Here is a 26,141-nt window from a genome sequence, read left to right as displayed (position 1 = left end):
GCATGGCCAGGATGATGGACTCCGCCTCCCGGCAACGTCAATGCCTTGCGCGGGACACAAGTCCGTAACGCCTCCGGCGGCCGCCCGATCCGTGCCCGATTTCGCCTCGTCGTCCGCAGAGAAGAGCAGCCCATGAACGCGCGTCAGATCATCGTCCTGGGGGAGTGCGTCGCGGACGCCTTCGCCGGGCCCGCAAGCGCCACGAACGAACTCGCCCTGCGTGTACTGCCGGGCGGCGGACCTGCGAACACGGCAGTGTCCCTGGCCCGACTCGGCACCCCGGCCCGCTTCCTCGCGCGACTGTCCGGTGACGTGTTCGGGCGCCTGTTCCGGGCCCACCTGGAGGCGTCCGGGGTGGACCTGTCGTACGCCGTCGCGGCCGCGGAGCCCAGCACCCTGGCCGTGGCGGAGCTGGACGACCAGGGGCAGGCCGCGTTCTCCTTTCACGCGCAGAACACGGCCGACTGGCAGTGGACGGCCGAGGAACTCGCGCGGGTCGATCTCTCCGGGACCGCCTGTGTGCACACCGGATCCCTGGCCCTGGTCCGGGAGCCCGGCGCGGCGGTGGTGGAGGACTTCCTGGCGGCGGCCGCTCCCCGGGCGACCATCAGCATCGACCCCAATGTCCGGCCGCTGCTGGTGGATCCCGACGTCTATCGCGCCCGTCTGGCGCGCTGGTGCTCCCTCGCCGATGTGCTGCGGCTGAGCGAGGACGACCTGGAACTGCTGCTGCCGGGCACGTCGCCCGAGCGGGCATGCGACATCTGGCATGCGGCCGGGGCGCGGCTCGTCGTGATTACGCGCGGTGCCGACGGCGCCCTCGCCTCGCTCGACGGCGCACAGGTCCAGGTGCCCGCCGTGGCGACGAGCGTCGCCGACACGGTCGGTGCGGGGGACTCCTTCACCGCCGGGCTGCTGCACCACCTCGGTGCTCGTGGGCTGCTGGGCGGCCGGCTGACGGAACTCCGCCTGGACGACGTCGAGGAAGCCTGCCGCTTCGGCGCCCGCGTAGCGGCCCTGACCTGCTCGGTCGCCGGCCCCAACCCGCCGTGGCAGCACCAGCTGGGGCAGCTCGCCGCGGCCGACCGCGTCTGACGGGCGAACAGACTGCCCAACAGGACGTCGCGGCCGAACCGTTGACGCACTGGCCGGATTTCCCCCATCATCGGGCCACTCGATGTCATCGATGACACAAGTCAACGATGACACTCCTCGCCGACACCGTGGACGACGGCGTCGGCAAGGCGCCGCTTCAGCGGCCGTCCGCGCCGGGCAGCAGGCTTCGCTGCGCGGACGGCCGCAACAGAGGAGACACCATGAGCTCTGGACGTGTATCCCGGCATGCCCGCACACGGATGATCGCGGCGGTGGCGACGGTCTGCGCCCTGTCCGCAGCCCCGCTCGCCCCCCAGGCCGTGGCCGCCGACTCCCCGCCGCACTCGGAGACCTACCGGCCCCAGTTCCACTTCACCCCGGAGAAGAACTGGATGAACGACCCCAACGGCCTCGTGTACTACAAGGGCGAGTACCACCTCTTCTACCAGTACAACCCGGGCGGCAACTCGTGGGGCGACATGTCCTGGGGGCACGCGGTGAGCAAGGACCTCGTGCACTGGGAGGAGCTGCCGCTCGCCCTGTCGCACGACGACGAGGAGATGGTGTTCTCCGGCAGCGCGGTCGTCGACTGGGACAACACCACCGGCTTCGGCACCAGGAAGAACCCGCCCATGGTGGCGATCTACACCAGCTATGACAAGGCAGCCGGCACACAGGCCCAGTCGCTCGCCTACAGCACCGACCGCGGCCGCACCTGGACCAAGTATCAGGGCAACCCCGTCATCGACATCGGCTCCAAGGAGTTTCGCGACCCCAAGGTCCAGTGGTACGCGCCGACCAGGAGCTGGGTGATGACGGTGTCGCTGTCCACCGAGCACAAGGTGCGGTTCTACACGTCCAAGAACCTCAAGGACTGGGAGCTGCAGAGCGAGTTCGGGCCGCAGGGCGCGACGGGCGGCGTGTGGGAGTGCCCCGACCTGTTCCCCCTCGCGGTCGACGGGGACGAGAACAACATCAAGTGGGTCCTGGTCGTCAGCATGAACCCCGGCGGTATCGCGGGCGGTTCGGGCTCCCAGTACTTCATCGGGGACTTCGACGGCAAGAAGTTCACCGCCCAGGCCAAGGGCACCTACACCCCGCCCACCGGCACGGTGGTGCAGGATTTCGAGGGCGCCGACTTCGGTACGTGGACGACCACCGGCACCGCGTTCGGCGACGGGCCCACGGCCGGTGCCCTGGCCGGGCAGGGAACGGTTGCCGGCTACGACGGCACGGGCCTCGCCAACAGCTTCCACAGCGGTGACGGCACCACCGGCACCCTCACCTCGCCCGAGTTCACCGTCGACAGCTCCTACCTGAACTTCAGGGTCGGCGGTGGACGGCATCCGCACGAGTCCGGAACCGTCATGGAGCAGCAAGAGCCGCCCGCGGGCACGGTCCTCGCCGACTTCGAGGGCGGCAGCTACGGCGACTGGACGACGGCCGGGGACGCCTTCGGCTCGGCCCCGGCCACCGGCACCCTCCCCAACCAACAGGAGGTCTCCGGATTCCGGGGCAGCGGCCTGGTCAACACCTACCTGAACGGCGACTCGACCACCGGCACCCTCACCTCGCCCGAGTTCACCATCGACAAGAAGCACATCAACTTCCTCATCGGCGGCGGCAACCACCCGTCGGGCTCCGCCGACCCCACTGCCCTCGAACTCGTCGTCGACGGGGAAGTGGTGCGCAGCGCGACCGGAAAGGACGCCGAGGCGCTCAACTGGGCTTCGTGGGACGTCAGCGACCTCGCGGGCAAGAAGGCGCGGCTCAGGATCGTCGACGACAACACCGGCGGCTGGGGTCACCTCAACGTCGACCACATCATGCTGTCCGACGCCGTGGCCCGGCCCGTCTCCCAGGAGACGTCGGTCAACCTGATCGTCGACGGCCAGGTCGTGCGCAGCGCCACCGGCTCCAACAGCGAGAGCCTGGACTGGGCCTCCTTCGACCTGCGTCCCTACGCGGGCAAGAAGGCACAGATCCAGATCGTTGACATGAACGACGCCGGCTGGGGTCACATCCTGGCCGACCAGTTCACCGAGGCCGACAAGCCCGCCAAGTCCGTTGTGCAGCGCGCCGACTGGGCCGACTACGGCAAGGACTACTACGCGGCCGTGTCCTGGGAGAACGCACCTGGCGGCAAGCGGTACATGGTCGGCTGGATGAACAACTGGGACTACAGCGGCGCCATCCCCACCTCCCCGTGGCGCGGCGCGCAGAGCGCTCCCCGGGAGATGGCCCTGCGCACGATCGACGGGCAGATCAGGCTGACGAGCAAGCCGGTGGGCAGCCTGGAGTCCCTGCGGCAGAGCAGCCCGGCCACGGCGGCCGGTGTCACGGTCAGGAACACCTCGAAGACCCTGATCGGCCGTGCGGCCCAGGGCAAGGCACTCGACATCGAGGCGACCTTCTCCCTCAACGACGCCGAACGCTTCGGCCTGAAGGTGCGTACCGGCGCAGACGGCGAGGAGACCGTCATCGGCTACGACGCCACGACGCAGGAGCTGTACGTCGACCGCACCCGCTCCGGCGCCGTGGACTTCAACAGCACCTTCCCCGGTGTCCAGAGCGCACCGCTGAAGGCCGAGAACGGCAAGGTCAAGCTGCGGATCCTCGTCGACTGGTCGTCCGTCGAGGTCTTCGGCGGCAGCGGCGAGGCCGTGATCACCGACCAGATCTTCCCCGACCCCGCCAGCCAGGGGGTGGAGATCTTCGCCGAGAACGGCTCGGTGAAGCTGGACCAGGCTCGCGTCTGGCACCTCGACTCCTACCGCGACTGAACCCGACCGAAGGACACAGCCCGTGAAGAAGACCCTGCTCGCCGAGTTCACCGCCCGTGAGGGAGCGGAGGACGAGGTCGCCCGCCTGATCCTGGAGTACGCCGAGAAGGTGCGCGAGGAAGAGGGCAACCTCGTCTTCGACGTCTACACCAAGGCGTCCCACCCGCGCGCCTACTGGATCTTCGAGGTGTACCGGGACGAGGACGCCTTCCAGGCGCACCTGAAGGCTCCGTACGGTGGCCCGTTCAACGCTGCCCTCGCCCCGCTGATCGAGGAGGACGCCTCGGTGCTGACCTTCCTGAATCCGGTCACCTGACGCCTCCCCGTCCCGGGGCCTGATGACAGCCGGGGCAGGGGTGCCTCGCGGGGGCACAACCGCTCGCACTGGACAGCTCCTTGCCGGGGGTCCGGCCGCTGAAGGCCCAGGTCCTGGCCGTGAGTCCGGCGCCCAGGTCGACCTTGGACCGTGCTGCGGTCAGGGTCGGTTCGTGCGTCCTGCCGCTCTTGGTGCGCTTCTTGTCGGCGGCGGCGACGGCCGGGCCGGAGGGGCTGATCAGGGCAGGCGTGCGGCTGGAGCCGCTGCAGGCGGCGAGCGCGCCCGCGCCCGCGACGCTGAGGCCGGCCAGCAGGACGGAGCGGCGGTTCATGCTGTTCACAGGGGTGTCCTCTGCTCGACAGGGCTTCTGTTCGGTCGCGTGCGGGCTCGGCTGAGCGCACGCGTGAACGCGCGCAGCCGAGGGCGCGGCCTACAGCAGCAATTGAGAGAGAAGGGAATGATCGTCGGCTGTCGTCATGGCTTCCGTCCGTGTGGCTACAGACGCACTGCGCGGCGCAAGGTGTCGCTCAGCTCTGCGAACTTCTCCTCGGCCTGGGCCGGGTCGGTACGGGCGGCGTCGGTGACGCAGCCGCGGACGTGGTCGTCGAGGAGAGCAAGGGCGACTTCCTGGAGGGCCCGGCTGGCGGCTGTGATCTGGGTGAGGACGTCGATGCAGTAGCGGTCGTCGGTGACCATGCGGGAGATGCCGCGTATCTGGCCCTCGATCTTGCTCAGGCGGGCCAGGTGGTCGGCCTTGTGGTCGGCGTAACCGGGTGCCTGGGTGTGCTGTTCGGGGGAGTGGCGAGGGGCGGTTGGAGCGGTGGTCATCGAGGTTCACCTCCCTTGCGCGGGCTGTCGGTCGTGGGGGCGGTGTAGCGGTCCGGGTCGGCGTCGAACGCGGCGGCGCAGTGAGCGGAGCAGAAGTAGTACGTGCCGTGCTCGGTCTGCCGGTGTTCGGCAGCGGTGGTCCTGTCCACCTGCATGCCGCACACCGGGTCCGCGACCACGGTGCCCTCGCCTTGGGCGGCGGGGTGGTGGTGCCCATGCCCCGCCGCGGCCATGCTGTCGGCCTGGGCCGGGTCGGCGGCGGACTCGACCCGGGGCTGGACGCGGGCGGGCTGGGCCTCGGGCAGTGGCTGGGTGCGCCAACGGCGCAGCCGGGAGGCGTTGGTGACGACCGACAGCGAACTGAGCGCCATGGCGGCGGCGGCGATGATCGGGCTGAGCCGGATGCCCCACAGCGGGTAGAGGGCGCCTGCGGCGAGAGGGACACCGACGGCGTTGTAGATCAGGGCGAAGAACAGGTTCTGGCGGATGTTGCGCATGGTGGCCCGCGACAGGCGGATCGCGGTGACGACTCCGCTCAGCGAGCCGGAGATCAGGGTGATGTCGGCGGCCTCGATGGCCACGTCGGTGCCGGTGCCGATGGCCAGGCCGACATCGGCGGCGGCCAGGGCGGGGGCGTCGTTGATGCCGTCGCCGACCATGCCGACGATGCGGCCTTCGCCCTGCAGGCGGCGGATCTCGTCGGCCTTGTGCTCGGGCAGCACCTCGGCCAGCACCCGGTCCACGCCCACCTGCGCGGCGATGGCCGCGGCGGTGCGGGCGTTGTCGCCGGTGATGATGACGACCTCGATGCCGAGGCGCTGAAGGGCGGCGATGGCGGAGACGGAGTCGTCCTTGACGGTGTCGGCGACGGCGAGGACGCCTGCGGGGCGTCCGTCGACGGCCGCGAGTACGGGGGTCTTGCCCTCGGCCGACAGGTTGGCCGCGACGGCGGTCAGAGCGGTGGTGTCGATGCCGACGTCGCCCAGCAGCCGGGCGGTGCCGACCAGGACGGCGCGTCCGTCGACGGTGGCCTGGACGCCCTTGCCGGTGACCGAGTCGAAGCCGGTCGCGGCGGGCGGGCGAATGCCGCGGTCATGGACGCCGGTGACGATGGCGTGGGCGAGGGGGTGTTCGCTGTCGGCCTCGGCCGCAGCCACCAGCCGCAGTAGTGCGGGTTCGCCGAAGCCGTCGGCTGTGTGGACGTCGGTCAGGACGGGCTTGCCCTCGGTGACGGTGCCGGTCTTGTCCAGGACCACCGTGTCCAGCTTGTGGGCGGTTTCCAGGGCCTCGGCGGAGCGGATCAGGATGCCGGCCTGGGCACCCTTGCCCGTGCCGACCATCACCGACAGCGGAGTCGCCAGTCCGAGCGCGCACGGGCAGGCGATGATCAGCACCGCCACCGCCGACACCAGCGCCAACGTCAGGGCGGGCGACGGGCCAACGGTGAACCAGACGGCGAAGGTGCCGATCGCGATCGCGATGACCGCGGGCACGAAGTACGCCGACACGGCGTCCGCGAGCCGCTGGATGGGGGCCTTGGACGCCTGGGCCTGCTGCACCAGGCGGATGATCTGGGCCAGCATCGTGTCCGCGCCGACCTTGGCCGCGCGTACCCGCAGGGAACCGGTGCCGTTGACGGTGGCCCCGATGACCGTGTCCCCGGCGCGCTTGGTGACCGGCATCGGCTCGCCGGTGACCATGGACTCGTCCACCGCGGAGGAGCCGGAGAGGACCTCGGAGTCGACAGGGATCTTCTCTCCGGGCCGGATGACGATCTCGTCCCCGACCACGACGTCCTCGATCGGGATCTCGGTCTCGGTGCCGTCGCGCACCACCCGTGCGGTGCGGGCCTGCAATCCCAGCAGCGCACGGATGGCCTCGCCGGTGCCGGCCTTCGCACGGGCCTCCAGGAGCCGTCCGAGAAGGATCAGGGTCAGGATCACGCCGACAGCCTCGTAGTAGACCTCCCGCAAGTCCTCCGGCAACAGGCCGGGGGCGAGAGTGACCAGCAGGCTGTAGCCGTAGGCGGCACTGGTGCCGAGGGTGATCAGGGAGTTCATGTCGGCGGCCCGGTGCCGCAGGGTCAGCCAGCCCGTCACGTGGATCGGCCACCCGGTGTAGAACATCACCGGCGTGATCAGCGCCAGCTGCAGCCAGTGGTTCAGCATCCAGCCGGGCACCCAGTCGGCGCCGAAGAGTTCGTGCGCCATCACGGCGAACAGCACCGGGGCGGTGAGCGTCGCGCCCGTCAGTACCCTGCGGGTGAGGTCCTTGATCTCCGCCTGCCGCTCGGCGGCGTCCGCGGCCTCCGCCTCGGCTGCGGTCCTTTCCTCACCCGCCGGGGGTGCGCCGGCCGAAGCGGCAGGGGCAGGCGGGGATGTGGCCGTGGCATCGGCGCCGTCCCTGGTGGGCGGTGCGGAGCCCGCCGCGGGCTCGACCAGCAGAGTGCCGTGGATCATGTTCATGCCGCAGGCGAAGCCGAAGGAACCCGGCCGGTCCGGGCTCAGCCGCACGGTCGTGCGGGTGTGGGCGGGCAGGCCCGCGCCGACCTTGAGATCGGGGAAGACCACGCGGGAGGTGCACTCGCCGGCCTCCTGCCGGTCGAAGACCAACTCCACCGGCGTGCCCTGGCGGACCTTGATCACGTCGGGGCTGTAGCCGCCCCGAACCGTCACCTCCACCCGCTGTACGCCGCCCTCCAGCCGGGCGGCACCGGCCCGGCGCGGCCCGAAAAAGTACCAGACCAGAACGGCGACCAGCACGGCAGAGGCCAGAACCACAACGATGTCGACGGCACCCATGAGCTTGCTCGCCTCCCACTTCGGTCCACCTCCAGCCTGCGCTCGGGTACCCCTGCCAGGTAGGGGCTGAACGGCCCACCGGTCCTGGACCGTCCGGCCCCAGACCGCCACACCGGGCAGAGGGACGATGCAGGTGAAGGCAGGAAGTCCCTGGGGAGCCCGTCCGGCCCCCGGTCGCCGACAAGCCGAAGCAGGTGAGTGGCGATGATGTTCTGGTACGACCATGACGTCAGCGGATGGGGCTGGTTCGCGATGTCCGCCGGCATGATCCTGTTCTGGGCACTGATCATCACGGTCGTCGTGCTGCTCTTCCGCGCCCTCAACAGCCCCCACGAGCACACCCACACCCCCCTCGCGCCCACGCCCGAGGACATCCTTCGTGAGCGGCTGGCCCGCGGGGAGATCGACGAGGAGGAGTACCGGCGCCGCCTGGACGCGCTGCACGCCGGCCCTCTCACCAAAACCTGAAAACACGGCCGCCCTGGTTGCGGCCCACGGCCCTCCGCCGAAGGAGGCCAGTCATGAACCAGCGCAACTACGGTATGTACGCCCTCGCCGCCGCGATCGTCGTGGTCGGCGCCCTGATCGTCGGCGCGTCCCTGGAGAGCCTCGTCTGGCTCGCCCTCGTCGCCGCCTGCCCGCTGATGATGTTCTTCATGATGCGCAGCATGCACGGCCAGGACATGCACGGCGGACGCGATCAACACCGCGACGACCGGGACGAGGACCCGCTGCACAAGCACGACCACCGCACCGGGCCCGGACGGGCCTGACCGCCCCGGCCCGGGGAGGGGGTGAGTGCCATGGCCGCCGTGATCGCCGCACTGCTCGGGGCGCTGATCCTGGCGGGCATCGCCTACGACATCGCCCGCCTGATCACCCCCGACGAGCCCCGCCGCCCGCCGCTGGCCCGCCTGCGCGGACGGCGCGCCGCGCCGGCCGAAGCGGAACGGTGGCTGGTGGGCCTGCGGCTTCACGGCCGCATCGACGCGGCCACCTACCGGCGCCGCATGAGTGCCCTCGCCCGCGGGCAGCGCCGCATCCCCACCGGACCGACCGACACGGTGGGAGGGCGTCATGGCTGACGCGGCCTACGGCCTGTGGCCTCTCGTGGTCCTCAACACCCTGCTCTTCGTGGTGTTCGCCGCCGGCTTCTTCCACCCCAGGACGAAGCGGGACTGGCGGGCGATGGGCGCCTACGGCGCGTTCCTGGTGGCGCTGTTCACCGAGATGTACGGCACCCCGCTGACCATCTATCTGCTGGGCAGCTGGCTCGGCAACCAGTTCCCGCTGCTGAAGGACACCCACGCCGGCGGGCACCTGTGGAACGACCTGACCAACTGGCAGGGCGACCCGCATCTGAGCCCCTTCCACCTGGTCAGCTACGTCGCGATCGGTACCGGATTCTGGCTGATCGCCGCCGCCTGGAAGCGCCTGCACGCCGCCGCCCAGCACGACGAACTCGCCACTACCGGCCCGTACGCGTGGGTGCGCCACCCGCAGTACGACGGCTTCCTGCTCATCATGATCGGCTTCCTGCTGCAGTGGCCGACCATTCCCACCCTGATCATGTTCCCGGTCCTGGTGTACGTGTACGTACGCCTCGCCCGCAGCGAGGAACGCGAGGTCGCCAAAGAATTCGGCGAGCAGTGGGACGCCTACGCCGCCCGTACCCCGGCGTTCTTGCCACGCCACCGCCCTGTTCGCGGCACCACGCTCCCGCCAGGTCCTCACGCCGCATCCGGGCATCAGCCGCGGCCGTCGCGCACGGCCGTCTCCCACCACTCCCACACCGGGAGGAGCCGATCAACCCGGTCCGAGGAGGTGGCACATGGCAGCGGTCGACGCCCGTCGTGATGACGGACCACCTGGCGACCGGGCGGTGCTGACGGCCGCCGGGATAGAGAAGACCTACCGGCGCGGTGTGTGGCCCGCCCCGCGGCGGGTGCGGGTGCTGAAAGGCGTCGACCTCGCGCTCGCCCCTGGCGAGGTGGTCGGCCTGGTCGGCGAGAACGGGTCCGGCAAAAGCACCCTGATGAAGATCCTGGTCGGGGCCCTGGCCGCCGACGCAGGCACGGTGACCCGTAGCGGGCGGCTCGGCTACTGCCCGCAGGAGCCCGTTGTCTACGAACGCCTCACCTGCGACGAGCACTTCGAACTCTTCGGCCGCGCCTACGGATTGACCGACCAGGCCGAGCGCCGTGCCCGCCGGGCCCTGTACGAGGCGCTGGGGTTCGAGAGGTATGCGGCCATGCGCACCGACCACCTCTCCGGCGGCACCCTCTCCAAGCTCAACCTGGGCCTGGCGCTGCTGGCCGACCCCGACGTGCTGCTGCTGGACGAGCCCTACGCCGGGTTCGACTTCGACACCTACCTGAAATTCTGGGAGCTGGTCGGCGAACACCGCCAGGCGGGACGCTCGGTGCTGATCATCAGTCACTTCGTGACCGACGAAGAACGCTTCGACCGCATCATCGAGCTGCGGGACGGACGGGCGGTGCCCCGATGAGGACCACGCTGTTCGCACGGCGCTTCCTGGCCGAGGCCGCCCGCACCCCGGTGAACCTGCTGGTGCTCATCCTGGTGCCGGTGGTGTTCGTGGTGGTGGCCGCACGCCCGCTGGCGGACTCGGCCGAACTGCTCGGCGGCCCCGGTGGCCCGGCGGTGCAGACCGCCACCGCCGGGTGGGCCGCGGGGTTCATCGCCGCGATCGCCATGTACTTCCAGATGCGCGCCGCCCGCGCCGCCGACCGCCGCCTGGTCCTGGCCGGGCTCGCCCCCTCACGCTTGGTGGCGGCCCGCTTGGCCACCGGCCTGGCCCTGGCGCTGATCGCCACGGCGGCGGCTCTGCTGGCCCTGACGGCGCGGACGGGTATCGGTGACGACCCGGGGCGGGTGCTGGCCGGAACGCTGATGTACGCGGTGATCTACCTAGCGATCGGGGCGCTGATCGGCACCCTGGTCACCAGTCCGGTCAACGCTTCGACGCCAGCCGATGGGACCTGTACATCGCCGCCAGCGTCCTGATCGCGCTCACCTACGCCCTCGTCGGCGTCCTGCTCGGCCCGCTCTTCGGCCGGGTCGGCGGCGTACTCATCGCCTTCCTGCTGCCCTTCATCGATCTCGGCATCGAACAGAGCCCCATGCTCCGCCCCGCCCCGCCCGACTGGGCCCACGCCCTGCCCGGCTACGGTGCCGACCGCGTCCTGATCGACGCCGCCCTCACCCCCACCTTCGACGAAACCGGCCCCTTGCTGATCGCCCTCGCCTGGCTGGCCGCCCTCACCACCGCAGCGGCCGTCATGTTCCGCCGCACAGCCGTCGCACCCCGATGACACTGCGCACCGACGGCGGCTTCGCGTCGTCCTTCCGATGAACCGGCGAGGCGGATGGCGGTACCGCCATGGCGAACACCCCCGGCCAGGACGAACGTGAGTACCCCAGTCGGCCTCCGGCCGCGGCCTACCCCGCAGCACCCTCGCCAGAAAGGCCCACCCGCATGTCACTCACCGCTCCGCACCGGGCCCGCACCGCACTCGCCATGGGAAGCGCCTGCGCCCTGCTCACCCTGCTCGGCTGCTCGAACGGCGACAGCACCAGCCCCGCCACCACCAGCGCCTCACCCACCGCGACCAGCGCCAGCCCGGTCGGGACAAGGATTGTGATCGAGAACTTCACCTTCAGCCCGGCGAACCTGCAGGTGCGCCCCGGAACGAAGGTCACCGTCGTGAACCGGGACTCGGAAGCGCACACCGTGACCGCCACCGGGGACAAGGTCTTCGACACCGGCAACATCACGGGCGGAGCGACCACCACGTTCACCGCCCCGTCCACGCCGGGCAGCTACTCCTACCTCTGCACCCTCCACCCGAGCATGAAAGGCACCCTCACCGTGACCTGACACCTCGGCCCCAGCGGACGGCGAAGGGGGGACGACCGTGCCTTACCCCGGACCGCGATCACCGGCTCGAACCTGCGCCTGGTCCGGCCGCTCGTCGGTGGGCTGCTGCCGGGTGCTCGGTGAACAGCGCGCCCCACTCGGCGATCCGCAGGGGCTGCTCCTCGGTGGGCAGAGTGACCCCGTTGCCACCCTCCTGCTGGGCGGCCGATGATGACGCGGGTACCCGCCTCGGCGCACGCACTCGGACGGATGTGGGCTGCGAGCTCTGTCCGGAGTCCCGCAGGGTGAGGACCGAGCGGATCTCGGCCAGGGTGAGCCCGGCGGACTGGGCGTCGCGGATGAAGGCCGGCCGATTCGTGGCCTCGGGCGGGTGGTCGCGGTGGCCGCCGCCCGTGCGTGCCGGTACGGGTAGCAGGTCGGCCTGCTCGTAGAAGCGGAGGGTCTTGGCCGTCACTCCGCAGGCGGCGGCCAGTTCGCCGATGCGCATACCTGTGGCGTACGACTTGACCTGCCACCGCGCTGGACGGCCGCGACGCCGATGCGGCGCTGGTCGAGGTCGCCGACGAGTAGCAGGCGGTGCGGCTGGGGGTGAACGCCTCGCCCACCGTCCTCATCGACGGTGTGGATCCCTTCGCGGTGCCGGGTACCAAGGCGTCAGTCTCCTGCGGCCTGTTCCGGGGACCAAACGGCACGATCGACGCGCTCGGCATCCCGGACATGCTCGGCACCGACGCCGTGATCACGTCCGCCGATCCGGTCACCGGTCCGACAGGCCCGGCGGGGTGCGCAGGCGGTCGAGGAGTGCCGCCTCGGCCGCTTCGGAGTGCGGGTCGTGCCAGAGACCGAGCGGGACGGGGCGCAGGTGGCGGCCCTGCGGGTCCAGGAGGTGGCCGCCCAGTTTCATCTGCCAGAGTGTCAGCGCCCGGTCCGATACGGCGAGTTCGGGGAAGCGTTCGACGAGCTGGGACTCGAAGGAGGCGATGTCGTCGACCGAGCGCAGCCAGGCGGCGAGCAGCAGGTTGTACGGGCCGGAGAGGGAGGCGCAGAGGCGGATCTCGCGCAGCGCGCTGATGCGTTCGGCGAGCCGGGTGGCCTGACTCTGCGGGACGGCGGCCCACAGGGAGACCGAGACGGGCCAGCCGGAGAGCGCCCGGGCGACCTCGCAGCGGTAGACGAGGGCGTGCTCGGCGTCGAGCCGGTCGAGGCGGCGGCGGACTGTGGTGGGGCTGAGGCCGGTGCGTTCGGCGAGCTGGGCGGCGGGCTGCCGGGGATTCTCGCTGAGTGCTTGCACGAGTTCCAGATCGCGCCCCTGGAGCATCCTGCCGCCCTGCGGCCGGGCCCCGGCGGTGGCCGCGGGTGCGAGTCGTCGGCGCTGCTCCTCGGTGAGGCGGTCGAGGCGCCAGCGACTGCCCTCGGTGTGGAGGGTGGTGGCGATCTGGGTGCGGGAGGCGGCCACGCCGTCGAGGGCGCCGAGCCGGAAGCCGACGTAGCGGGCGAGTTCGGCCTGGTCGGTGAAGACGGCGGTGACGAGCAGGTCCCGGCCGCCGCTGGCGTGCTCAAGGTTGAAGACATGTGGGTCCCCGGCGATCTCGGCGGCGACCTCGTGGAGCCGGCCGGCCGAGCAGTCGACCTCGATGAAGGCGACGACGGAGGGTGCGTGCGCGTGCGCCCTCGGGTGGACGCTGATCCAGGCGTGCCCGGCCCGCGTCAGGCGGGCCCAGCGGCGTGCGGCGGTCGACGCGTCGAGACCGAGGACGTCGCCGATCGTCTGCCAGTCGGCGCGGGGGGCGACCTGGAGCGCGGTGACGAGCAGATAGTCGAGTTCGTCGAGCACGGGGCTGCGCCTCACGTTCCATGATGTGGCCGGTTCCTGCAAACGATCACCGGCCAATGGTGGATTCCTGCATGTGAACGGCGGCGATCAGGAGGATCGGCACTATACCTGCCATGTTCAAGCACAGTGATGCCCTCGTCCTCGAAGACTCCCTCGTCCGGCTGCGACACGACCTGCACCGGGAACCCGAGCTGGGGCTCGACCTGCCGCTCACCCAGCGCAAGGTCCTCGACGCGCTCGCCGGTCTGCCGCTGGAGATCACGCCGGGGAAGCAGCTCAGCTCGGTGACCGCGGTGCTGCGCGGTGGCCGGCCGGGACCCGCGGTCCTGCTGCGCGGGGACATGGACGCCCTGCCCGTCCAGGAGGACACGGGTGTCCCGTACGCCTCCGAGATCCCCGGCCGGATGCACGCGTGCGGGCACGATCTGCACACCGCGGGCCTCGTGGGTGCGGCGCGGCTGCTCGCCGCCCGGCGCGACGAGCTTGCGGGCGATGTCGTCTTCATGTTCCAGCCGGGCGAGGAAGGCATGCGAGGGGCCGCCCTGATGATCGAGGAAGGGGTCCTCGACGCCGCCGGGAGCCGGGTGGTGGCGGCGTACGCGCTGCACGTGACCTCGACGCTGCTGCCCACCGGTTTCGCGGCCCTCCGTCCGGGGCCGATGCTGGCGGCCTCCGACGCGGTCACGGTCCGGGTCGACGGCTCGGGCGGCCACGGCTCGTCGCCGCACTCCGCGAAGGACCCGGTACCGGCCGTGTGCGAGATGGTCACGGCCCTGCAGACGATGGTCACCCGCACCGTGGACGTCTTCGACCCGGCGGTGGTGACGGTCGGTTCGCTGCACGCCGGCTCCGCGGGCAACGTGATTCCCGAGTCCGCCGAGTTCCAGGCGACCGTGCGGTCCTTCTCCCCGGAGACGCAAGGCGCGGTCAGGGCCGGGATCGAGCGGACGGTACGGGGCATCGGCGCCGCACACGGCCTGGACGTCGCGATCGACTACCAGGAGAACTACCCGGTCACGGTCAACGACCCCGCCGAGGCCGCGTTCGCGCTGCGCACCGCGCGGGAACTCCTCGGCGCGGACCACGTCTTCGAGGCGCCGCGCCCGCTCTCCGGGTCGGAGGACTTCTCCTTCGTACTGCGCGAGGTCCCGGGCGCCTACGTCGGCATCGGCGCCTGCCCGCCGGACCGCGACCCGGCCACCGCCCCCTACAACCACTCGCCCCGGGCGGTCTTCGACGACCGCGCCGTCCTCGACGCCGCCGTCCTGCTCGCCGAACTCGCCGCCCGCCGCCTTCAGGAAACCGCCGAGGAGTGCTCGTGAGCCAGACCGTCGCCCAGGCGCCGGAACGACCCGCGTCCGTGGGAGCCGTCGTCGGCCTGCTGGTTCTCTTCGAGCTGACGAGCGGGTTCCTCCAGGGCGGGATCACGCCGCTGCTGCCGGAGATCGGGCGTGAGCTCGCCATCCCCGACGCCGAGCTGACCTGGGTGATCTCCGCGCAACTGCTCGCCGCCGCCGTGTCCGTACCGGTGCTCGGCCGGCTCGGCGACCTGTACGGCCACCGGCGGGTGCTGCGCGTCGCGCTCGTCTGCGTCGCCGCCGGCACCCTGCTCATGGCGTTCGCCCAGTCCCTGCCGATGCTGTTCGCGGGCAGGGTGCTGATGGGCCCGCTGGCCGCCCTGCTGCCCCTGGAGATCGCCCTGGTCCGCGACCGGTTGCCGGTGGACCTGGCCCGTTCAGCGATCGCACGGCTCGTCGGGGCACTCGCCCTCGGCACCCTGCTCGGCGGGGTCGTCATGGGCGCGGTCCATCAGGTCACGGGAGACGTACGGACCACACTCCTCGTCCCGGCCGTGCTCGCCGCGGTGTGCGTCCCCGTCTCCTTCCTGGTCATCCCGGAGTCGGCGCGCACCGCAGGGGGCCGGCTCGACTGGCCGGGCGCGGTGCTCCTGAGCGGGACCATGGTGCTGCTCCTGTCCGGGGTCTCCGCCGCGAAGGACGACGGCTGGCTCTCCGCGGCGGTGCTCGGCCAGCTGCTCCTCGCGGTGCTCCTCGGACTGGCCTGGACGGTGGTCGAACTGCGCACGGCGGATCCGCTGGTGGACGTGCGGGCGCTTGCCGATCGCCGGGTCGCACCGTTCTTCCTGTGCGCCCTCGCCTTCGGCGTCGTGTACTTCGGCAGCCTGTCGCCCGATGCCACGTTCCTGGCCGCCGACCCGGACCGTACCGGGTACGGCTTCGGGCTCTCGGCCCTGCAGATCTCCCTGGTGATCCTGCCGGCGGGGGTGACGGCGGTCGTCACCTCCTCGCTCACGGCGCGCATCGCGGGACGTCTCGGCTACGTCCCGGCGCTGGCCCTCGCGTTCGCCCTGATCGGCGCGAGCTTCCTGGTCACGGCTGCCCTGCACGCCGAGGTCTGGCAGTTGGTGGCGGCGAAGGTACTCGCGGGACTTGGGGTCGGGGTGGCGCTCGGCGCACTGCCCACCGTGATCGCGGAGGGCAGCGATCCCTCCCGTACCGGTGTGACCACCGCCTTGTACAACAACGCCAAGACGCTCGGCGGCGCGATCGCGGGCGGTGTGATCGTCACCCTGCTGGCCGCCTCGGCGGGACAGGGCCCGGGCGACGGGACGCCGGCGGAGTCGGGGTACGTGACGGTCTGGCTGCTCTGCGCGGTCCTCGCCTTCGGCGCGGCGGCGGTGACGGCGGTGGCCCGGCGGACGGGACGCGACTAGTAACGGGACCGGACGGGACGCGACTGACGTAACGGGACTGGACGGGACGCGGCCCTACTCGCGGCGGAGTTCTTCCGCCGCCGTGCGAAGGCGAGCCGCGAGCCGGGAGCCGAGGGCTTCGGCGGGGCTGGGTGCGCCGGCGTACTGCCGACGCAGGTCGGCGGCCTCGGCCCGGGCCCGCTCCCGTACCTCGGCGTCGTCGGACACCGCCCGGGCCGCCAGGCCGGCCGCCTCACGGACGGCTTGCGCCAGCGTGGCGAGCGCCTCCGCCGGCGACGCGGCCGGCTCGCGGGGATCCTTGCCGGTGCGTGCCGCGAGCCATGTCCTGCCGGGGCCCGGTGTGTCGTTCATCGAATGCCTGCCTTCGCCGCCCGGAATGCCGCCACGATCTGCCGTTCGAAGCGCTCCTGCACCTCGGCCTGCACCTGTGCCACGGTCAGGTCGGGGGCGTACAGGCCCGACGGCATGGCGAAGAAGACACCGATGGGCTGGTTCAGCAGTTCGGCCGGGAGGGGAGTGTTCGAACCCGTCCACATGATCGTCGGCAGATGGGCCAGCAGGGCGTCCACCCACGCGGCCGGGTCCATCGACCGGTTCTTCCGGAAGAAATCCCGAAGCGCGTCGTGGAACTGGCCCGTGCCCACCGTGAGGCCGTCCTGGACCAGGGTGAACCGGTCTCGGGACAGCGCTGCGACATGGCCGTGGGGGTCGAGGACCCGACCCTGCTGCGGCTTCTCGCCGGGTACGACCACCGGGTCGCGCACGATCTGCCACAGCACTCCGTTGGTGGGGCTGCGCAGGGTCTGCAGGAGCGAGATCCAGCCGAGGCCCTTCTTGAGATCCTCCCGCCCGGTCTCGAACGCGTGCTGCAGCACTTCGTCGGCGATCGACACCGGCAGCCACTCGTGCTGTCCGGTCTCGATGTTGCGGATCGCATTGCCCAGGTAGGAGCGTCCCTTCGCGTCGCGCCGCACCTCGACGAGGAACTCGCTCAGGTCGACGCCTCCGACCTTGCCACCGGCGACGAAGGTGCGAAGCGCCACCATCACGCCGTCCGGGACGATCACCTTGGGCAGCAGGACCGAGACCGGGCTGTCGAACGGGGGGACGAAGGAGCCGTAATCGGAGCCGGACGGCTTGTAGGTGATGCTCCGTACCTTGGCCAGCAGGTCGCTGTCTTCAGGGCCGATGCGCGCGACGGCCTCAGTGCGCAGTCTTGCCGCCACACGTGAGCCCAGTGAGCGGAAGAAGTGCGCACGAACGTCGTGACCGGGCTCAGTCCTGACCAGCGCGTAGTCATGGAACGCCGTGGTCTCCGCACCACCCCTGCGCTCCTTGTCCTCGAAGTACTTCAGCAGCTTGACGTGCTGCGTGCCCGAGTCGAGGACCTCCGACGGCACGAGGTCCGCGGGCTGGAACGACGAGACGAACCAGACCTTCCCCCGAGATCCGTCGAGCGGTTTCGCCTCCGGTGGATCGATGTACTCCTCCTTCCAGGAGTCCAGGACCTTCTCGGTGCGCGCCAGGCCATGAGGCGGCAGTGCCGTCCGCACGGCCTTCAGGTTCTCCTTGCGCTCGTCCTCGCCGAAGAGCTCGAAGAGTGCGTCGAGGGTGTCCGCGACGGAGCGCTGACTGGCTTCCAGGGTGCTGTCGTCGGGAGGCTCGGTGGTGTCCTTGGGGTCACGTGCCGCCTTATCGAACAGCTCCACCAACCTGGTCGCTTCCGCGTCGGCGGTTGCCGACGCACCCTTGAGGACCTCGATCAGCGCGGCTGCCCTCACGCGCTTCTCCTCGTCGCCGGGCTGCTTCTGCTTGAGTTTCTCCTCCCAGTCCGTGATCAGGACGGAGATCGTCGTCGGCTGCGAGGCGACCACGAGTTCGGCCCGTTTGCCGTCACTGCGTACGAACAGTCGATGGCTCTCGTCGGCGGCGGTGAACCGCACGGTGGTGCCGAGTTCGTCGTCCGCGCCGTGCTTGCCGTCCTTGTCGCCGCCGATCCCCAACCGCTTGAGCAGCGCGATCGCCTTGGCGGCCAGATAGCCGATCACGCGGTCCATCGCGGCGTACACGATCTCCTGGAGGCGGGTGATGACCTGAGCCACCTCGCCCGGCAGCTCGCCGAGGTGCAGCAGGCCGGCGAGGAAGTCGATCACCGGTGGGATCAGTGAGGCCAGCGCCTTCTCCACGGAGGCGGCCAGGCCGGCGATGTTGCCCGCGACGACGTCGGCCATGCCGTTGACCACCGCCTCGACGAAACGGAAGATCCGGGCGGCGTTGCGGAAGATCCACGCGCACACCTGGTAGATCAGGTCGATCGCCTGGGCGATGGCTCCCACGGGGTTGAGGAGGCCGACGACCCGCACGACCACCTGCTCGATCAGCGTCTCGACCAGGTAGTCGACCGCCGCGTCGAGGATCATGCCGACGATGTTCTCCGGGGCCAGCTGCTCCTTGACGAGCTCGACCAGCCCGTCCGGGCCGCGCTCGATCAGCACGGAGACGAGCTGCCAGGCCGCCTCGACGACCTCCACCGCGGTGGGACCGACGTGCCGTACGAGGATCTCCCGCACCCGCGGCCAGGTGATGCCCATGAGCTGGAGTGCGAAGGTGAACAGGGACTTGGCCGAAAGGTCGCGCGGCATCGGGACCGGCGTCTTCAGTCCTGAGAACAGCCAGTCCCAGAAGCCGTGCAGGACGTGCGTGCCGAAGTTGTCGAAGAACTGCTCGAAGCCCTGTTTGACGCCGGCCACGAGGTTGTTGACGAAGTTCTCCGGGTCGTCGGCGATGTCCGAGATGACCTGCTCGATCTTGGCGACCAGGGCCCAGAACGCGGCGGGCGGGATGCCGACCAGGCGCAGCAGGCCGTTGATGATGGCCCGCACCGGGTCGTCGATGAACTCCTCGATCGCCGCGACCACACGCCCGATCAGCCCGCCGGCCTCCTCGCGCAGCGCCTGGGCCTCCGCGTGCACCTGGTTGACGGCCGTGACCGCACGCTGGGAGACATCGCGGACGAACCCGCTCTGCGCCTCGCCGACCCGGCTGTCCAGACCGTCCAGCATCCCGCCGAACCGGGCGCGCTCCTGCGCCGCCCACTCGGGAAACTCCGCCTCCATCGCCTGGAAGGCGCCGTCGATGTCGGTGCGGGCGTGCCGGATGACGGCCCGCGCCGCCGCGATGACCCCGTTCACATCGCTGGAGATGCTCGTCAGCAGCTCGCAGACGCCGTCGCCGAAGGCGCGCTCGGCGCGGTTGTACTCGTCGGTGACCCAGTCCGGCAGCCCGCTGATGTAGTCACCGATCGCGAGGAGGGTGCCGCCGACGCCGGAGTGCCGCTCGTCGATCCAGCGCTTGACCCGGTCGAGGGAGTCGTGGAACTCCTGCGACAGCCGGGCCAGGCCCGCCTCCCAGCGCGCGATCGCCGTGCGGCTCAGCGGCTGGAGCAGCGCGTCGACCTGTTTCTGGGCGTCGTCGTAGATCTGCTGGGCGCGGCGCGCGACCGACTCCCGCGTCTGCTCCTCCGAGGTGACGGCAGCGGTCTGGCCGCCGCCGACCGCCTTGACCGTCCCCGAGCGGGCGCCGCGCAGGGCCGCGACGGCCTGCTGCTGGAGCTGGGCCATGTCGGCCTGGGCCGAGTCGATGGCCTGCTGCTGCTCGGCCTGGATCTGCTGCGGAGTGCGCTCGGCGACCTCGCCGAGCCCCGCACGGGCCTCCCGCGCCGCGGCGAACGGGCCGTCCGGGATCTCCCGCGTCACCCGGGTGTCGATACCGGAGTCGGCGATCTTCTGATCGGTCGCGGCGACGTCCGCGTCGAGCGTGGTGTTCTCCGGCGGGATCGGGTCCGGGGCCGCCGAGCCGGCCTCGACGCCCATGCCCGGGGAGGTGGGCGACGGCTTCTGGAGTGGATCCGGAGTCAGGGCGGGCGTCCCGGGCGGCGGCGAGGCCATGGCGTCGTAGCTGCTGCCGACCTGCTGCACCTGGCCCTCGACCGAACCGGTGACGGTGGATCCGGCCTGCTGCGCCTCCTTCGTCGGATCGGACTCCAGGAGCTCGTCCTCGTCCTCCGGCCGGTTCGAGCGGATCGCCGTGCGGATGCGTTCGCAGAGCTCGACGATCTCCGGGCTCGGCGCGGGCCGGGCGCCCAGTTCGGCGGCCAGCTCCTCACGGGCTCGCGCCGCGGTCTCGGCGGCCGGCTCGGTGACGGCCGCCCGGGAGTCGGCGACCGTGGCCTCCGCGGTGGGCAGATCGCGGGCGGCCCGCGCGGCTCGGCCGGCGCTGCCCTTCACCGCCTGGCCCCGGGCCGCCGCCGCCGGCGTCAGATCGGTGGGCGGCTCCGGCATGATCAGCTGGACGACGGGGGGCGCCTCGGCCGCCTCGGCGGAGGGCTCTTCCGGTACGGCCTCGGCCTCAGCGCCTTCCACGGCGGGAGCTGTCTCCGGCGAGGCCGCCGCCTCAACCTGCGCGGGACCTGCCGGGCCCTCCGGTACGGACGCCGGGACGACGGTCGAGGCCGCCGCGGGCGCCTCCGTCCCCGCCGGTGCGGGCGGCACCACCGACGCCGGTTCCCCGCCGACCGCGCCGAGCAGACCGGTCAACGCGGCCCGGACCGCGGCGTCCAGGATCCGCAGCGTCTCCGGGCTGTCCACGCCGTGGATCCCCGGCGCGAGAAACAGGTTCTCGTCGGTGACGAAGGCCGGGGCTCCGCCGACCTGGATGTCCGGGTGCACCCGCAGGTGCGAGACGTCGAGGCCGAGACCGCGGTAGACCTCCGCCAGGCGAGGGCTCAGGGGCAGCCCCGGCGGCATGGCCTCGCCGGGCAGGTGCACGACGACCCGGTCGCCGTGGCGGGGGGCGTCGATGCCGCCCGGGGCCGTCCAGGTCGCGCCCCGCGGCAGCGGTCCCAGGTCCACGGCGAGGGTGCTGCCGCGCAGGGTGATCGCGGGTGTGGCCAGCGGTGCCTCGGGACTCCAGTCGTGGACCGTCCACGCCACCTCGCCCAGGTCGAGGCCCAGGAATCCGACCCGGGTGCGCATGCGGACGACGCCGTCGAGCGAGCCGTCGGCGCGGAACCCCGCCCTGCCGCTGACGTCCGCGAACGGGACCCCGCCGGTGAGCACCACCACCCCGCCGTCCACACCCCACTCGGCCTGAAGCGCCGTCAGCCCGCCCGCGACCAGCGGTTCGAGAGCGACCACGGTCGCCTTGCCCTGCGGCCTGGGAACCTTCGTGAGGGACGGGTTCGCCTCGCCGACGGCCGGCGACGACGCCGGGGCCGTCCGCTCGGGCCGGGCCCGCTCGGCAACCCGACTCACCCCGGCACCGACCTTCCGGACTTCTCGTACTGGCGGCGGATCCCGGTCAGGAGATGCTCGTCGGTGACGACCTTGCCGTCGGCGGCGGCGAGATAGGCGGCCTCCAGGGTCGCCTCGCGGATCTGCGCGCCGGTCAGCGGAAAGCGGTGCGCGAGGGCGACCAGGTCGACATCGCCGTCCACCGGCAGCCGGGGCGGGGCGACCGTGGACCACAGCCGTACGCGCTCGCCCGGCCCAGGTTCGGGGAACTCCACCAGTACATGGATCCGGCGCTGGAACGCCGTGTCGATGTTGGCCACGAGATTGGTCGTCAGGATGACGATCCCGGGATGCTGTTCGATACGCGACAGGAGGTAGGACACCTCCTGGTTGGCGTACCGGTCGTGGGCGTCGTCGATCTCCGTACGGGCGCCGAAGACCGCGTCGGCCTCGTCGAACACGAGGATGCAGCGCTCCCGGGCGGCCCGGTCGAAGACCTTGGCCAGCGACTTCTCGGTCTCGCCGATGTACTTCGAGACCAGCGCCGACAGGTCCACCAGGTAGGCGGGGACCCCGGCCGTCCGGGCGATCGCGGCCGCGGTCATCGTCTTGCCGGTGCCGGGCGGGCCGTGGAAGAGCGCGATCAGACCGGCGGCGTTGTCGTGGTGCGCCCCGAAGCCCCACTGCTCCACGACGACGTCCCGGTGGGCGATCCGTCCCGTCAGGTCGTCGATGCGGTCGCGGGCGGTCGCGGGCAGGACGACGTCGTCGAGGGTGTGCACCGTGGTCAGCGGCCGGGCAGGGAAGTCGGCGGTCGCGACGCCCGGACTCGACGGCAGCCCCAGCATCCAGGCGAGCACCTGCGGGTCCGGCCGTACCACCCCTGACAGGTCGCCCGGCGGGTCCAGCGACAGCAGGCCGTGCGTCTGGAGCCGCCCGTGGGGCGACAGCAGGACCGTCGCGTCCAGGCGGCCCCGGAAGGAGCGCGCGACCAGCGTCCGGGCCACCTCCCCGGTCAGGGCCGTGACGCCGGGGCGGTCGGTGAGCATGCCGTACAGCGCGTCGAAACGTTCGTCGACGCAGGGGGCGACGGCTGCCGTGAGGACGACGGCCTCGGCCGCCGTCAGGCCCGCGGCGGTGACGATCTCCGCGAGCGGGCCGGTGCCGGCGAAGCGCTGGACGTCGGGCAGGCCCTCCGTGTCCTCGTCGATGCTCAGCCGCCGCCCGCCGGGCCCCCCGCGGCGCTCCTCCAGCCGTACCTGGATCAGCGCGTCGAGCATCTCCAGCGCGGCGCGCAGCTCGGCGACGGGCGTGGGGAGCGCGTTCATGGCCGGAACCGCACGGTGAAGGGCGGCGACCACGGCAGCTTGATCAGGCCCACGGGGTAGGGGAGTTGCGTCAGAACGACGTCGAGCGGGCGGGTGGCCGCGGTGAGCAGTACCGGATCCCGGTCGTGGTCGAGGATGCCCAGGCGGGCGATCCAGCAGTCGCGGACGTAGGCCGGCGAGGAGCGCTCGAACCCAGGGAGCAGGGCGGCGAACGAGGCCAGCACCTGTACGGCCGACTCGGCCACCTCGTCCTGCCGGGGCAACGGCACACGCGGCACGGCCGGTTCGGGCGTTGTGCGCCCGGCCAGCAGACGCACGAACGGGTCGTCGGCGAGGGCGGGATCGCCCGGGTCGACGATCGCGGCCAGGGCGGCCTCCCGGACCGACAGGCCGTCCAGGCCCGGATGGAGGTCCTCGGCCCGGCGGCAGTGCTCGGCCAGCCACGGATACAGCAGAACCAGACCGGCGCCCCGGGTCACGGCCGCGGTCTCCACGGCCGCCGTCCGCTCGTCCACCAGCTGTGCCAGTACGTCGAGGACGTCGAGGATGTCGCCCGGACCGAAGGGGAGTTCCGATCCCGCCGAGGCGGCTTCGGCCTCGCCGGCCGGGCACTTGCCCGCATCGGCCGCCTCGGACACGGCGGGCAGGCGCGGGGGCGCAGTGCCCTCCGCCGGTGCAGCCGAGCCGGTTGCCGGTGCCGTGCCCCGGCCCGGCACCGGAAGCCGTAGCGCGTGGGAGAGTCCGCGCAGCAGGGACGCCCACGCGTCGGCGCCCAGCTCGTCGGCGACGGCTCGCGCGGTCCCGGGGTCGCCGAGCCTCAGGACCGCCCGGGGAATCGGCGTGCTCGGTTCCGCGTCGTCCGTCGTGCGCAGTGCGTGCACTGCGGTGAGTACGTTCCGGGGCCCGGGAACGTGCCCGCGCGGCGGACCGTCGGCCGACGACCGACGGACGTCCGCTGCGAACTCCCCCCGCACTGCGATCAGTTGCGCGCGTACCGCGTCGGCCCACAGGATCGCGAGGGTCTCGTCGTCGTAGGCCGTCACATCCAGGTCGAGCCGCACCACGAGCTCGTCCACCCGGACGTCGCCGACGTCCGCCAGGGCGCGTTCGAGTGCGGCGGGCAGCGCGCGTGCGGCGACGCGTGCCAGGCGCCGCGCGTGCGGTCCGCGCAGGCGTACGGTGTCCACCGCGACGTCGGTCACGTGATCAGCCCGCCCAGGTCCCGCAGCTGAGCGTCGAGTGCGCGGCCGTGTTCCGCGGAGACCCCGGAGGCCTTGACCATCGTGCGGACGCTGCCCAGCACGGCGAGCGCGGCCTCGGTGATGCGTGCGGGGTCGCCCGCCTCGATCGCGGCATCCAGGTCGACGCGGGCCCGATCCGCGGCGGCGGTGTAGCGCTGGAAGTTGGGGTTCTGCACATCCGGCAGCGACTGCATCGCGGCAACAGTGGCCTGGGTGAATTCGGAGATGCCCTTGCCGAGACTCCTGTCGAGGGTCCGCTCCTTGGGCACCTTCGACAGGACGTCCACCTTGCCCTCCACCAGGGAGATACGGCGCTGGACCTCCTCGAAGTGCTTCAACTGCGCCTCGGCGGTGGCGATTCGGACGCCGAAACCGCTGGAGTCGAAGGCGCCGCCCTTGTAGGACTGGAAGTCGCCCTGGAGCGAGGTGAATTCACGCTTGAGGCCGGAGAAGTTCGCCTCGGCCGTGTCGATGCGGGCCTTCACCGACGTGGTGAGGCCGCGCACTTCGGTGGCGGCGGACTTGGCGGTGTCGGCGGCGGCCACCGCCTCGGCCAGCTGGTTGCCGACCCTGCGCGTGTTGCGTACGGCGGGTACGCGGCCGGCCGCGATGACCTTACCGGCGGCGTTCTTGGTGAGCACGATCGTGTCGGACGGACTGAAGCCGCCCGACGGCAGATAGCCCTTCATGGTGTCGACGGCACCGATGTCGACCACCTGGACGTCCGCCACGCCGCCCTTCTCCACGATGAACTTCTGCAACTCGCTTTTGACGGCGTCGGCCTCGTGCCCCAGATAGTCCGTGGCGCCGATGACCCCGTCGTCGAAGAAGTCCCAGCCGTCGGTCTCGTAGACCTTCCACGGCTGTTTCCACTTCGGCTCGAAGGGCGGGTACCAGATCGGGTCGAGCGGGTTGAGTTTCCAGGAGTCGGTCCACTTGTCGGGCAGCTTCACGGGAGGGAAGAAGACGTTGACGCACTTGCCGCGGATGAGGATCGAGCCCTTCGGGCAGAACACCGGGGGCTTGACGCCGCCCGAGGGGGCCGGATCCGGTGGTGCGAACCCCGCGAGCAGTGCCTCCAGTTCGTCCTGGAACACGGACACCGGGTTGCTGCACGCCCCGCCGAAGAACGCTTCGGCCAGGCCCCTCGGCGGCTCCCAGGCGTGCCGGTAGGCGCACTCGAACTGCCAGTCGGAGCCGACCTGGTGGACCCAGCCGAGCACCACGCCGGGGCGTGTGGTTGTCCGGTCGCAGCCGAGGCGCAGCAGGGCCCGGGCCCGGAGCAGGTCGAGGGTGGCGAACAGCACCATGTTCAGCCAGCCGCTCTTGTAGCCCTTGACGCCGGGCGCGTCCGCGTCCGCGACGGACGTCGCCCTCAGCTTGGCGATCAGGGCGGGGTCGACCAGCGGCTCGGTGCCGTTGGTGAGCCGCTTCGCGACCGCTTCGCGCAGGTTGGTGTAGGAGTTGACGGGCGTCGAGTCCAGGGCCAGCCGGATCGGCTCGGCCTTCAGCAGCTCGTCCTCGACGAAGTCCATGCGGGTGCCGGTGACCCGGCCGGCGACGGTCCGCAGTTCGACGCCGACGGTGTGCAGCGTGGCATGCCCGGCACAGTCGCTCTCACCGCAGTCCGGGGCGGCCTGCCCGACGTCCGTCGCCTCCAGCACGACGCTGAAGCCGCCGGGAGCGGCGTCGATGAAGTCGTACGACGGTGTCATCGCCGCAGGCGCGAGGGTGATCGGCTGTGCGGCGGGCAGCACGAGCGGTTCGCCCTGCTGGTCCACGGCCAGCCCCGGCTGAATCGTCAACGTGGTGCCCGAGACGCTGCCGCCGAGGCCGCAGTTCACGCCGAAGCCGGTCATCCGCCCGACCAGGCGGTCGCGGGCGTGCTGGAACTCCCGGACCATGTTGAGGTCGGCCGCGGTCAGGGTCTGACCGCTCTCGAAGAACGGGTACTGGTTGGCGGTCATGCGATTCTCTCCTTGACTGCCT

The 26,141-nt window shown here is 71.4% G+C and carries 23 protein-coding genes; 13 read left to right on the top strand and 10 right to left on the bottom strand.

Going from position 1 to position 26,141, the window contains the following annotated elements:
* Nucleotides 1-132: 132 nt before the first annotated feature.
* The 3 genes from AB0Q90_RS05110 (at nt 133) to AB0Q90_RS05100 (ending at nt 4,194) form a co-directional block, all read left to right on the top strand.
* Complete coding sequence (locus AB0Q90_RS05110) at nt 133-1,095, top strand: carbohydrate kinase (protein ID WP_363159070.1); 963 nt, start codon at nt 133-135, stop codon at nt 1,093-1,095.
* Between the two features lie 221 nt (nt 1,096-1,316).
* Nucleotides 1,317-3,878 (top strand): GH32 C-terminal domain-containing protein, encoded by a 2,562-nt coding sequence (locus tag AB0Q90_RS05105; protein WP_363159069.1) that lies wholly within the window; start codon nt 1,317-1,319, stop codon nt 3,876-3,878.
* 22 nt (nt 3,879-3,900) lie between these two features.
* Nucleotides 3,901-4,194 carry a putative quinol monooxygenase gene (locus AB0Q90_RS05100; RefSeq protein ID WP_363159068.1) on the top strand — a complete coding sequence of 98 codons (294 nt, stop codon included), beginning with the start codon at nt 3,901-3,903 and terminating at the stop codon, nt 4,192-4,194.
* On the opposite strand, the gene AB0Q90_RS05095 is transcribed toward AB0Q90_RS05100, so the two are convergent.
* From AB0Q90_RS05095 to AB0Q90_RS05085, 3 genes are all read right to left on the bottom strand, one after another.
* The gene (locus AB0Q90_RS05095; protein WP_363159067.1) at nt 4,187-4,534 is read right to left on the bottom strand and encodes a hypothetical protein; all 348 of its coding nucleotides are present in this window, start codon (nt 4,532-4,534) and stop codon (nt 4,187-4,189) included. The genes AB0Q90_RS05100 and AB0Q90_RS05095 overlap by 8 nt on opposite strands.
* A gap of 155 nt (nt 4,535-4,689) precedes the next feature.
* A complete protein-coding gene (locus AB0Q90_RS05090; RefSeq protein WP_363159066.1) occupies nt 4,690-5,022 on the bottom strand; it encodes a metal-sensitive transcriptional regulator in 333 nt (110 codons plus the stop codon).
* Nucleotides 5,019-7,823 (bottom strand): heavy metal translocating P-type ATPase, encoded by a 2,805-nt coding sequence (locus AB0Q90_RS05085; RefSeq protein WP_363159065.1) that lies wholly within the window; start codon nt 7,821-7,823, stop codon nt 5,019-5,021. The genes AB0Q90_RS05090 and AB0Q90_RS05085 overlap by 4 nt, the downstream gene beginning before the upstream one ends.
* Nucleotides 7,824-8,027: 204 nt before the next feature.
* Between AB0Q90_RS05085 and AB0Q90_RS05080 the strand changes: the two genes are divergently transcribed.
* The 8 genes from AB0Q90_RS05080 to AB0Q90_RS05045 all read left to right on the top strand — a co-directional run bounded on the left by AB0Q90_RS05080 (nt 8,028) and on the right by AB0Q90_RS05045 (nt 11,724).
* Complete coding sequence (locus tag AB0Q90_RS05080; protein ID WP_363159064.1) at nt 8,028-8,291, top strand: SHOCT domain-containing protein; 264 nt, start codon at nt 8,028-8,030, stop codon at nt 8,289-8,291.
* A gap of 53 nt (nt 8,292-8,344) precedes the next feature.
* Nucleotides 8,345-8,596: a DUF2933 domain-containing protein gene (locus AB0Q90_RS05075; RefSeq protein WP_363159063.1), complete on the top strand. Its 252-nt coding sequence runs from the start codon at nt 8,345-8,347 to the stop codon at nt 8,594-8,596.
* Nucleotides 8,597-8,626: 30 nt separating this feature from the next.
* Complete coding sequence (locus AB0Q90_RS05070) at nt 8,627-8,908, top strand: hypothetical protein (protein WP_363159062.1); 282 nt, start codon at nt 8,627-8,629, stop codon at nt 8,906-8,908.
* Nucleotides 8,901-9,680: an isoprenylcysteine carboxylmethyltransferase family protein gene (locus AB0Q90_RS05065; RefSeq protein WP_363159061.1), complete on the top strand. Its 780-nt coding sequence runs from the start codon at nt 8,901-8,903 to the stop codon at nt 9,678-9,680. Before AB0Q90_RS05070 ends, AB0Q90_RS05065 begins: the two co-directional genes overlap by 8 nt.
* A complete protein-coding gene (locus tag AB0Q90_RS05060; RefSeq protein ID WP_363159060.1) occupies nt 9,655-10,332 on the top strand; it encodes an ABC transporter ATP-binding protein in 678 nt (225 codons plus the stop codon). Before AB0Q90_RS05065 ends, AB0Q90_RS05060 begins: the two co-directional genes overlap by 26 nt.
* Nucleotides 10,329-10,850 carry a hypothetical protein gene (locus AB0Q90_RS05055; RefSeq protein ID WP_363159059.1) on the top strand — a complete coding sequence of 174 codons (522 nt, stop codon included), beginning with the start codon at nt 10,329-10,331 and terminating at the stop codon, nt 10,848-10,850. The genes AB0Q90_RS05060 and AB0Q90_RS05055 overlap by 4 nt, the downstream gene beginning before the upstream one ends.
* A 116-nt stretch (nt 10,851-10,966) precedes the next feature.
* Nucleotides 10,967-11,158, top strand: a complete 192-nt coding sequence (locus AB0Q90_RS05050) for a hypothetical protein (protein WP_363159058.1) — start codon at nt 10,967-10,969, stop codon at nt 11,156-11,158.
* A 164-nt stretch (nt 11,159-11,322) separates the two neighbouring features.
* Nucleotides 11,323-11,724 (top strand): cupredoxin domain-containing protein, encoded by a 402-nt coding sequence (locus tag AB0Q90_RS05045; RefSeq protein ID WP_363159057.1) that lies wholly within the window; start codon nt 11,323-11,325, stop codon nt 11,722-11,724.
* Between the two features lie 58 nt (nt 11,725-11,782).
* Here the strand turns inward: AB0Q90_RS05045 and AB0Q90_RS05040 are convergent, their stop codons facing one another.
* Together AB0Q90_RS05040 and AB0Q90_RS05035 are read right to left on the bottom strand one after the other, a co-directional pair.
* Nucleotides 11,783-12,211 (bottom strand): MerR family DNA-binding transcriptional regulator, encoded by a 429-nt coding sequence (locus AB0Q90_RS05040; RefSeq protein WP_363159056.1) that lies wholly within the window; start codon nt 12,209-12,211, stop codon nt 11,783-11,785.
* Nucleotides 12,212-12,481: 270 nt separating this feature from the next.
* Nucleotides 12,482-13,573: an Lrp/AsnC family transcriptional regulator gene (locus AB0Q90_RS05035; protein WP_363159055.1), complete on the bottom strand. Its 1,092-nt coding sequence runs from the start codon at nt 13,571-13,573 to the stop codon at nt 12,482-12,484.
* Nucleotides 13,574-13,671: 98 nt separating this feature from the next.
* Here AB0Q90_RS05035 and AB0Q90_RS05030 point away from each other — a divergent pair, with 98 nt between their 5' ends.
* Together AB0Q90_RS05030 and AB0Q90_RS05025 are read left to right on the top strand one after the other, a co-directional pair.
* Nucleotides 13,672-14,880, top strand: coding sequence for a M20 family metallopeptidase (locus AB0Q90_RS05030; protein ID WP_363159054.1), 1,209 nt, complete (start codon nt 13,672-13,674; stop codon nt 14,878-14,880).
* Complete coding sequence (locus tag AB0Q90_RS05025; RefSeq protein ID WP_363159053.1) at nt 14,877-16,292, top strand: MFS transporter; 1,416 nt, start codon at nt 14,877-14,879, stop codon at nt 16,290-16,292. Before AB0Q90_RS05030 ends, AB0Q90_RS05025 begins: the two co-directional genes overlap by 4 nt.
* 54 nt (nt 16,293-16,346) lie before the next feature.
* On the opposite strand, the gene AB0Q90_RS05020 is transcribed toward AB0Q90_RS05025, so the two are convergent.
* The 5 genes from AB0Q90_RS05020 to AB0Q90_RS05000 are packed head-to-tail and all read right to left on the bottom strand — an operon-like array spanning nt 16,347 to nt 26,119.
* Nucleotides 16,347-16,643, bottom strand: coding sequence for a hypothetical protein (locus AB0Q90_RS05020; RefSeq protein ID WP_363159052.1), 297 nt, complete (start codon nt 16,641-16,643; stop codon nt 16,347-16,349).
* On the bottom strand, nt 16,640-21,604 hold the full coding sequence (locus AB0Q90_RS05015) for a hypothetical protein (protein ID WP_363159051.1): 4,965 nt from the start codon (nt 21,602-21,604) through the stop codon (nt 16,640-16,642). The genes AB0Q90_RS05020 and AB0Q90_RS05015 overlap by 4 nt, the downstream gene beginning before the upstream one ends.
* Nucleotides 21,601-22,911 (bottom strand): ATP-binding protein, encoded by a 1,311-nt coding sequence (locus AB0Q90_RS05010; RefSeq protein WP_363159050.1) that lies wholly within the window; start codon nt 22,909-22,911, stop codon nt 21,601-21,603. The genes AB0Q90_RS05015 and AB0Q90_RS05010 overlap by 4 nt, the downstream gene beginning before the upstream one ends.
* A complete protein-coding gene (locus AB0Q90_RS05005; protein ID WP_363159049.1) occupies nt 22,908-24,113 on the bottom strand; it encodes a contractile injection system tape measure protein in 1,206 nt (401 codons plus the stop codon). The genes AB0Q90_RS05010 and AB0Q90_RS05005 overlap by 4 nt, the downstream gene beginning before the upstream one ends.
* Nucleotides 24,110-26,119, bottom strand: coding sequence for a hypothetical protein (locus tag AB0Q90_RS05000; protein WP_363159048.1), 2,010 nt, complete (start codon nt 26,117-26,119; stop codon nt 24,110-24,112). Before AB0Q90_RS05000 ends, AB0Q90_RS05005 begins: the two co-directional genes overlap by 4 nt.
* Between the last annotated feature and the right edge of the window lie 22 nt (nt 26,120-26,141).

This window comes from Streptomyces sp. NPDC079141 (genome assembly GCF_040686775.1).
Taxonomy (GTDB): Bacteria; Actinomycetota; Actinomycetes; order Streptomycetales; family Streptomycetaceae; genus Streptomyces.
This window is presented reverse-complemented; position numbering and strand designations above follow the sequence as displayed.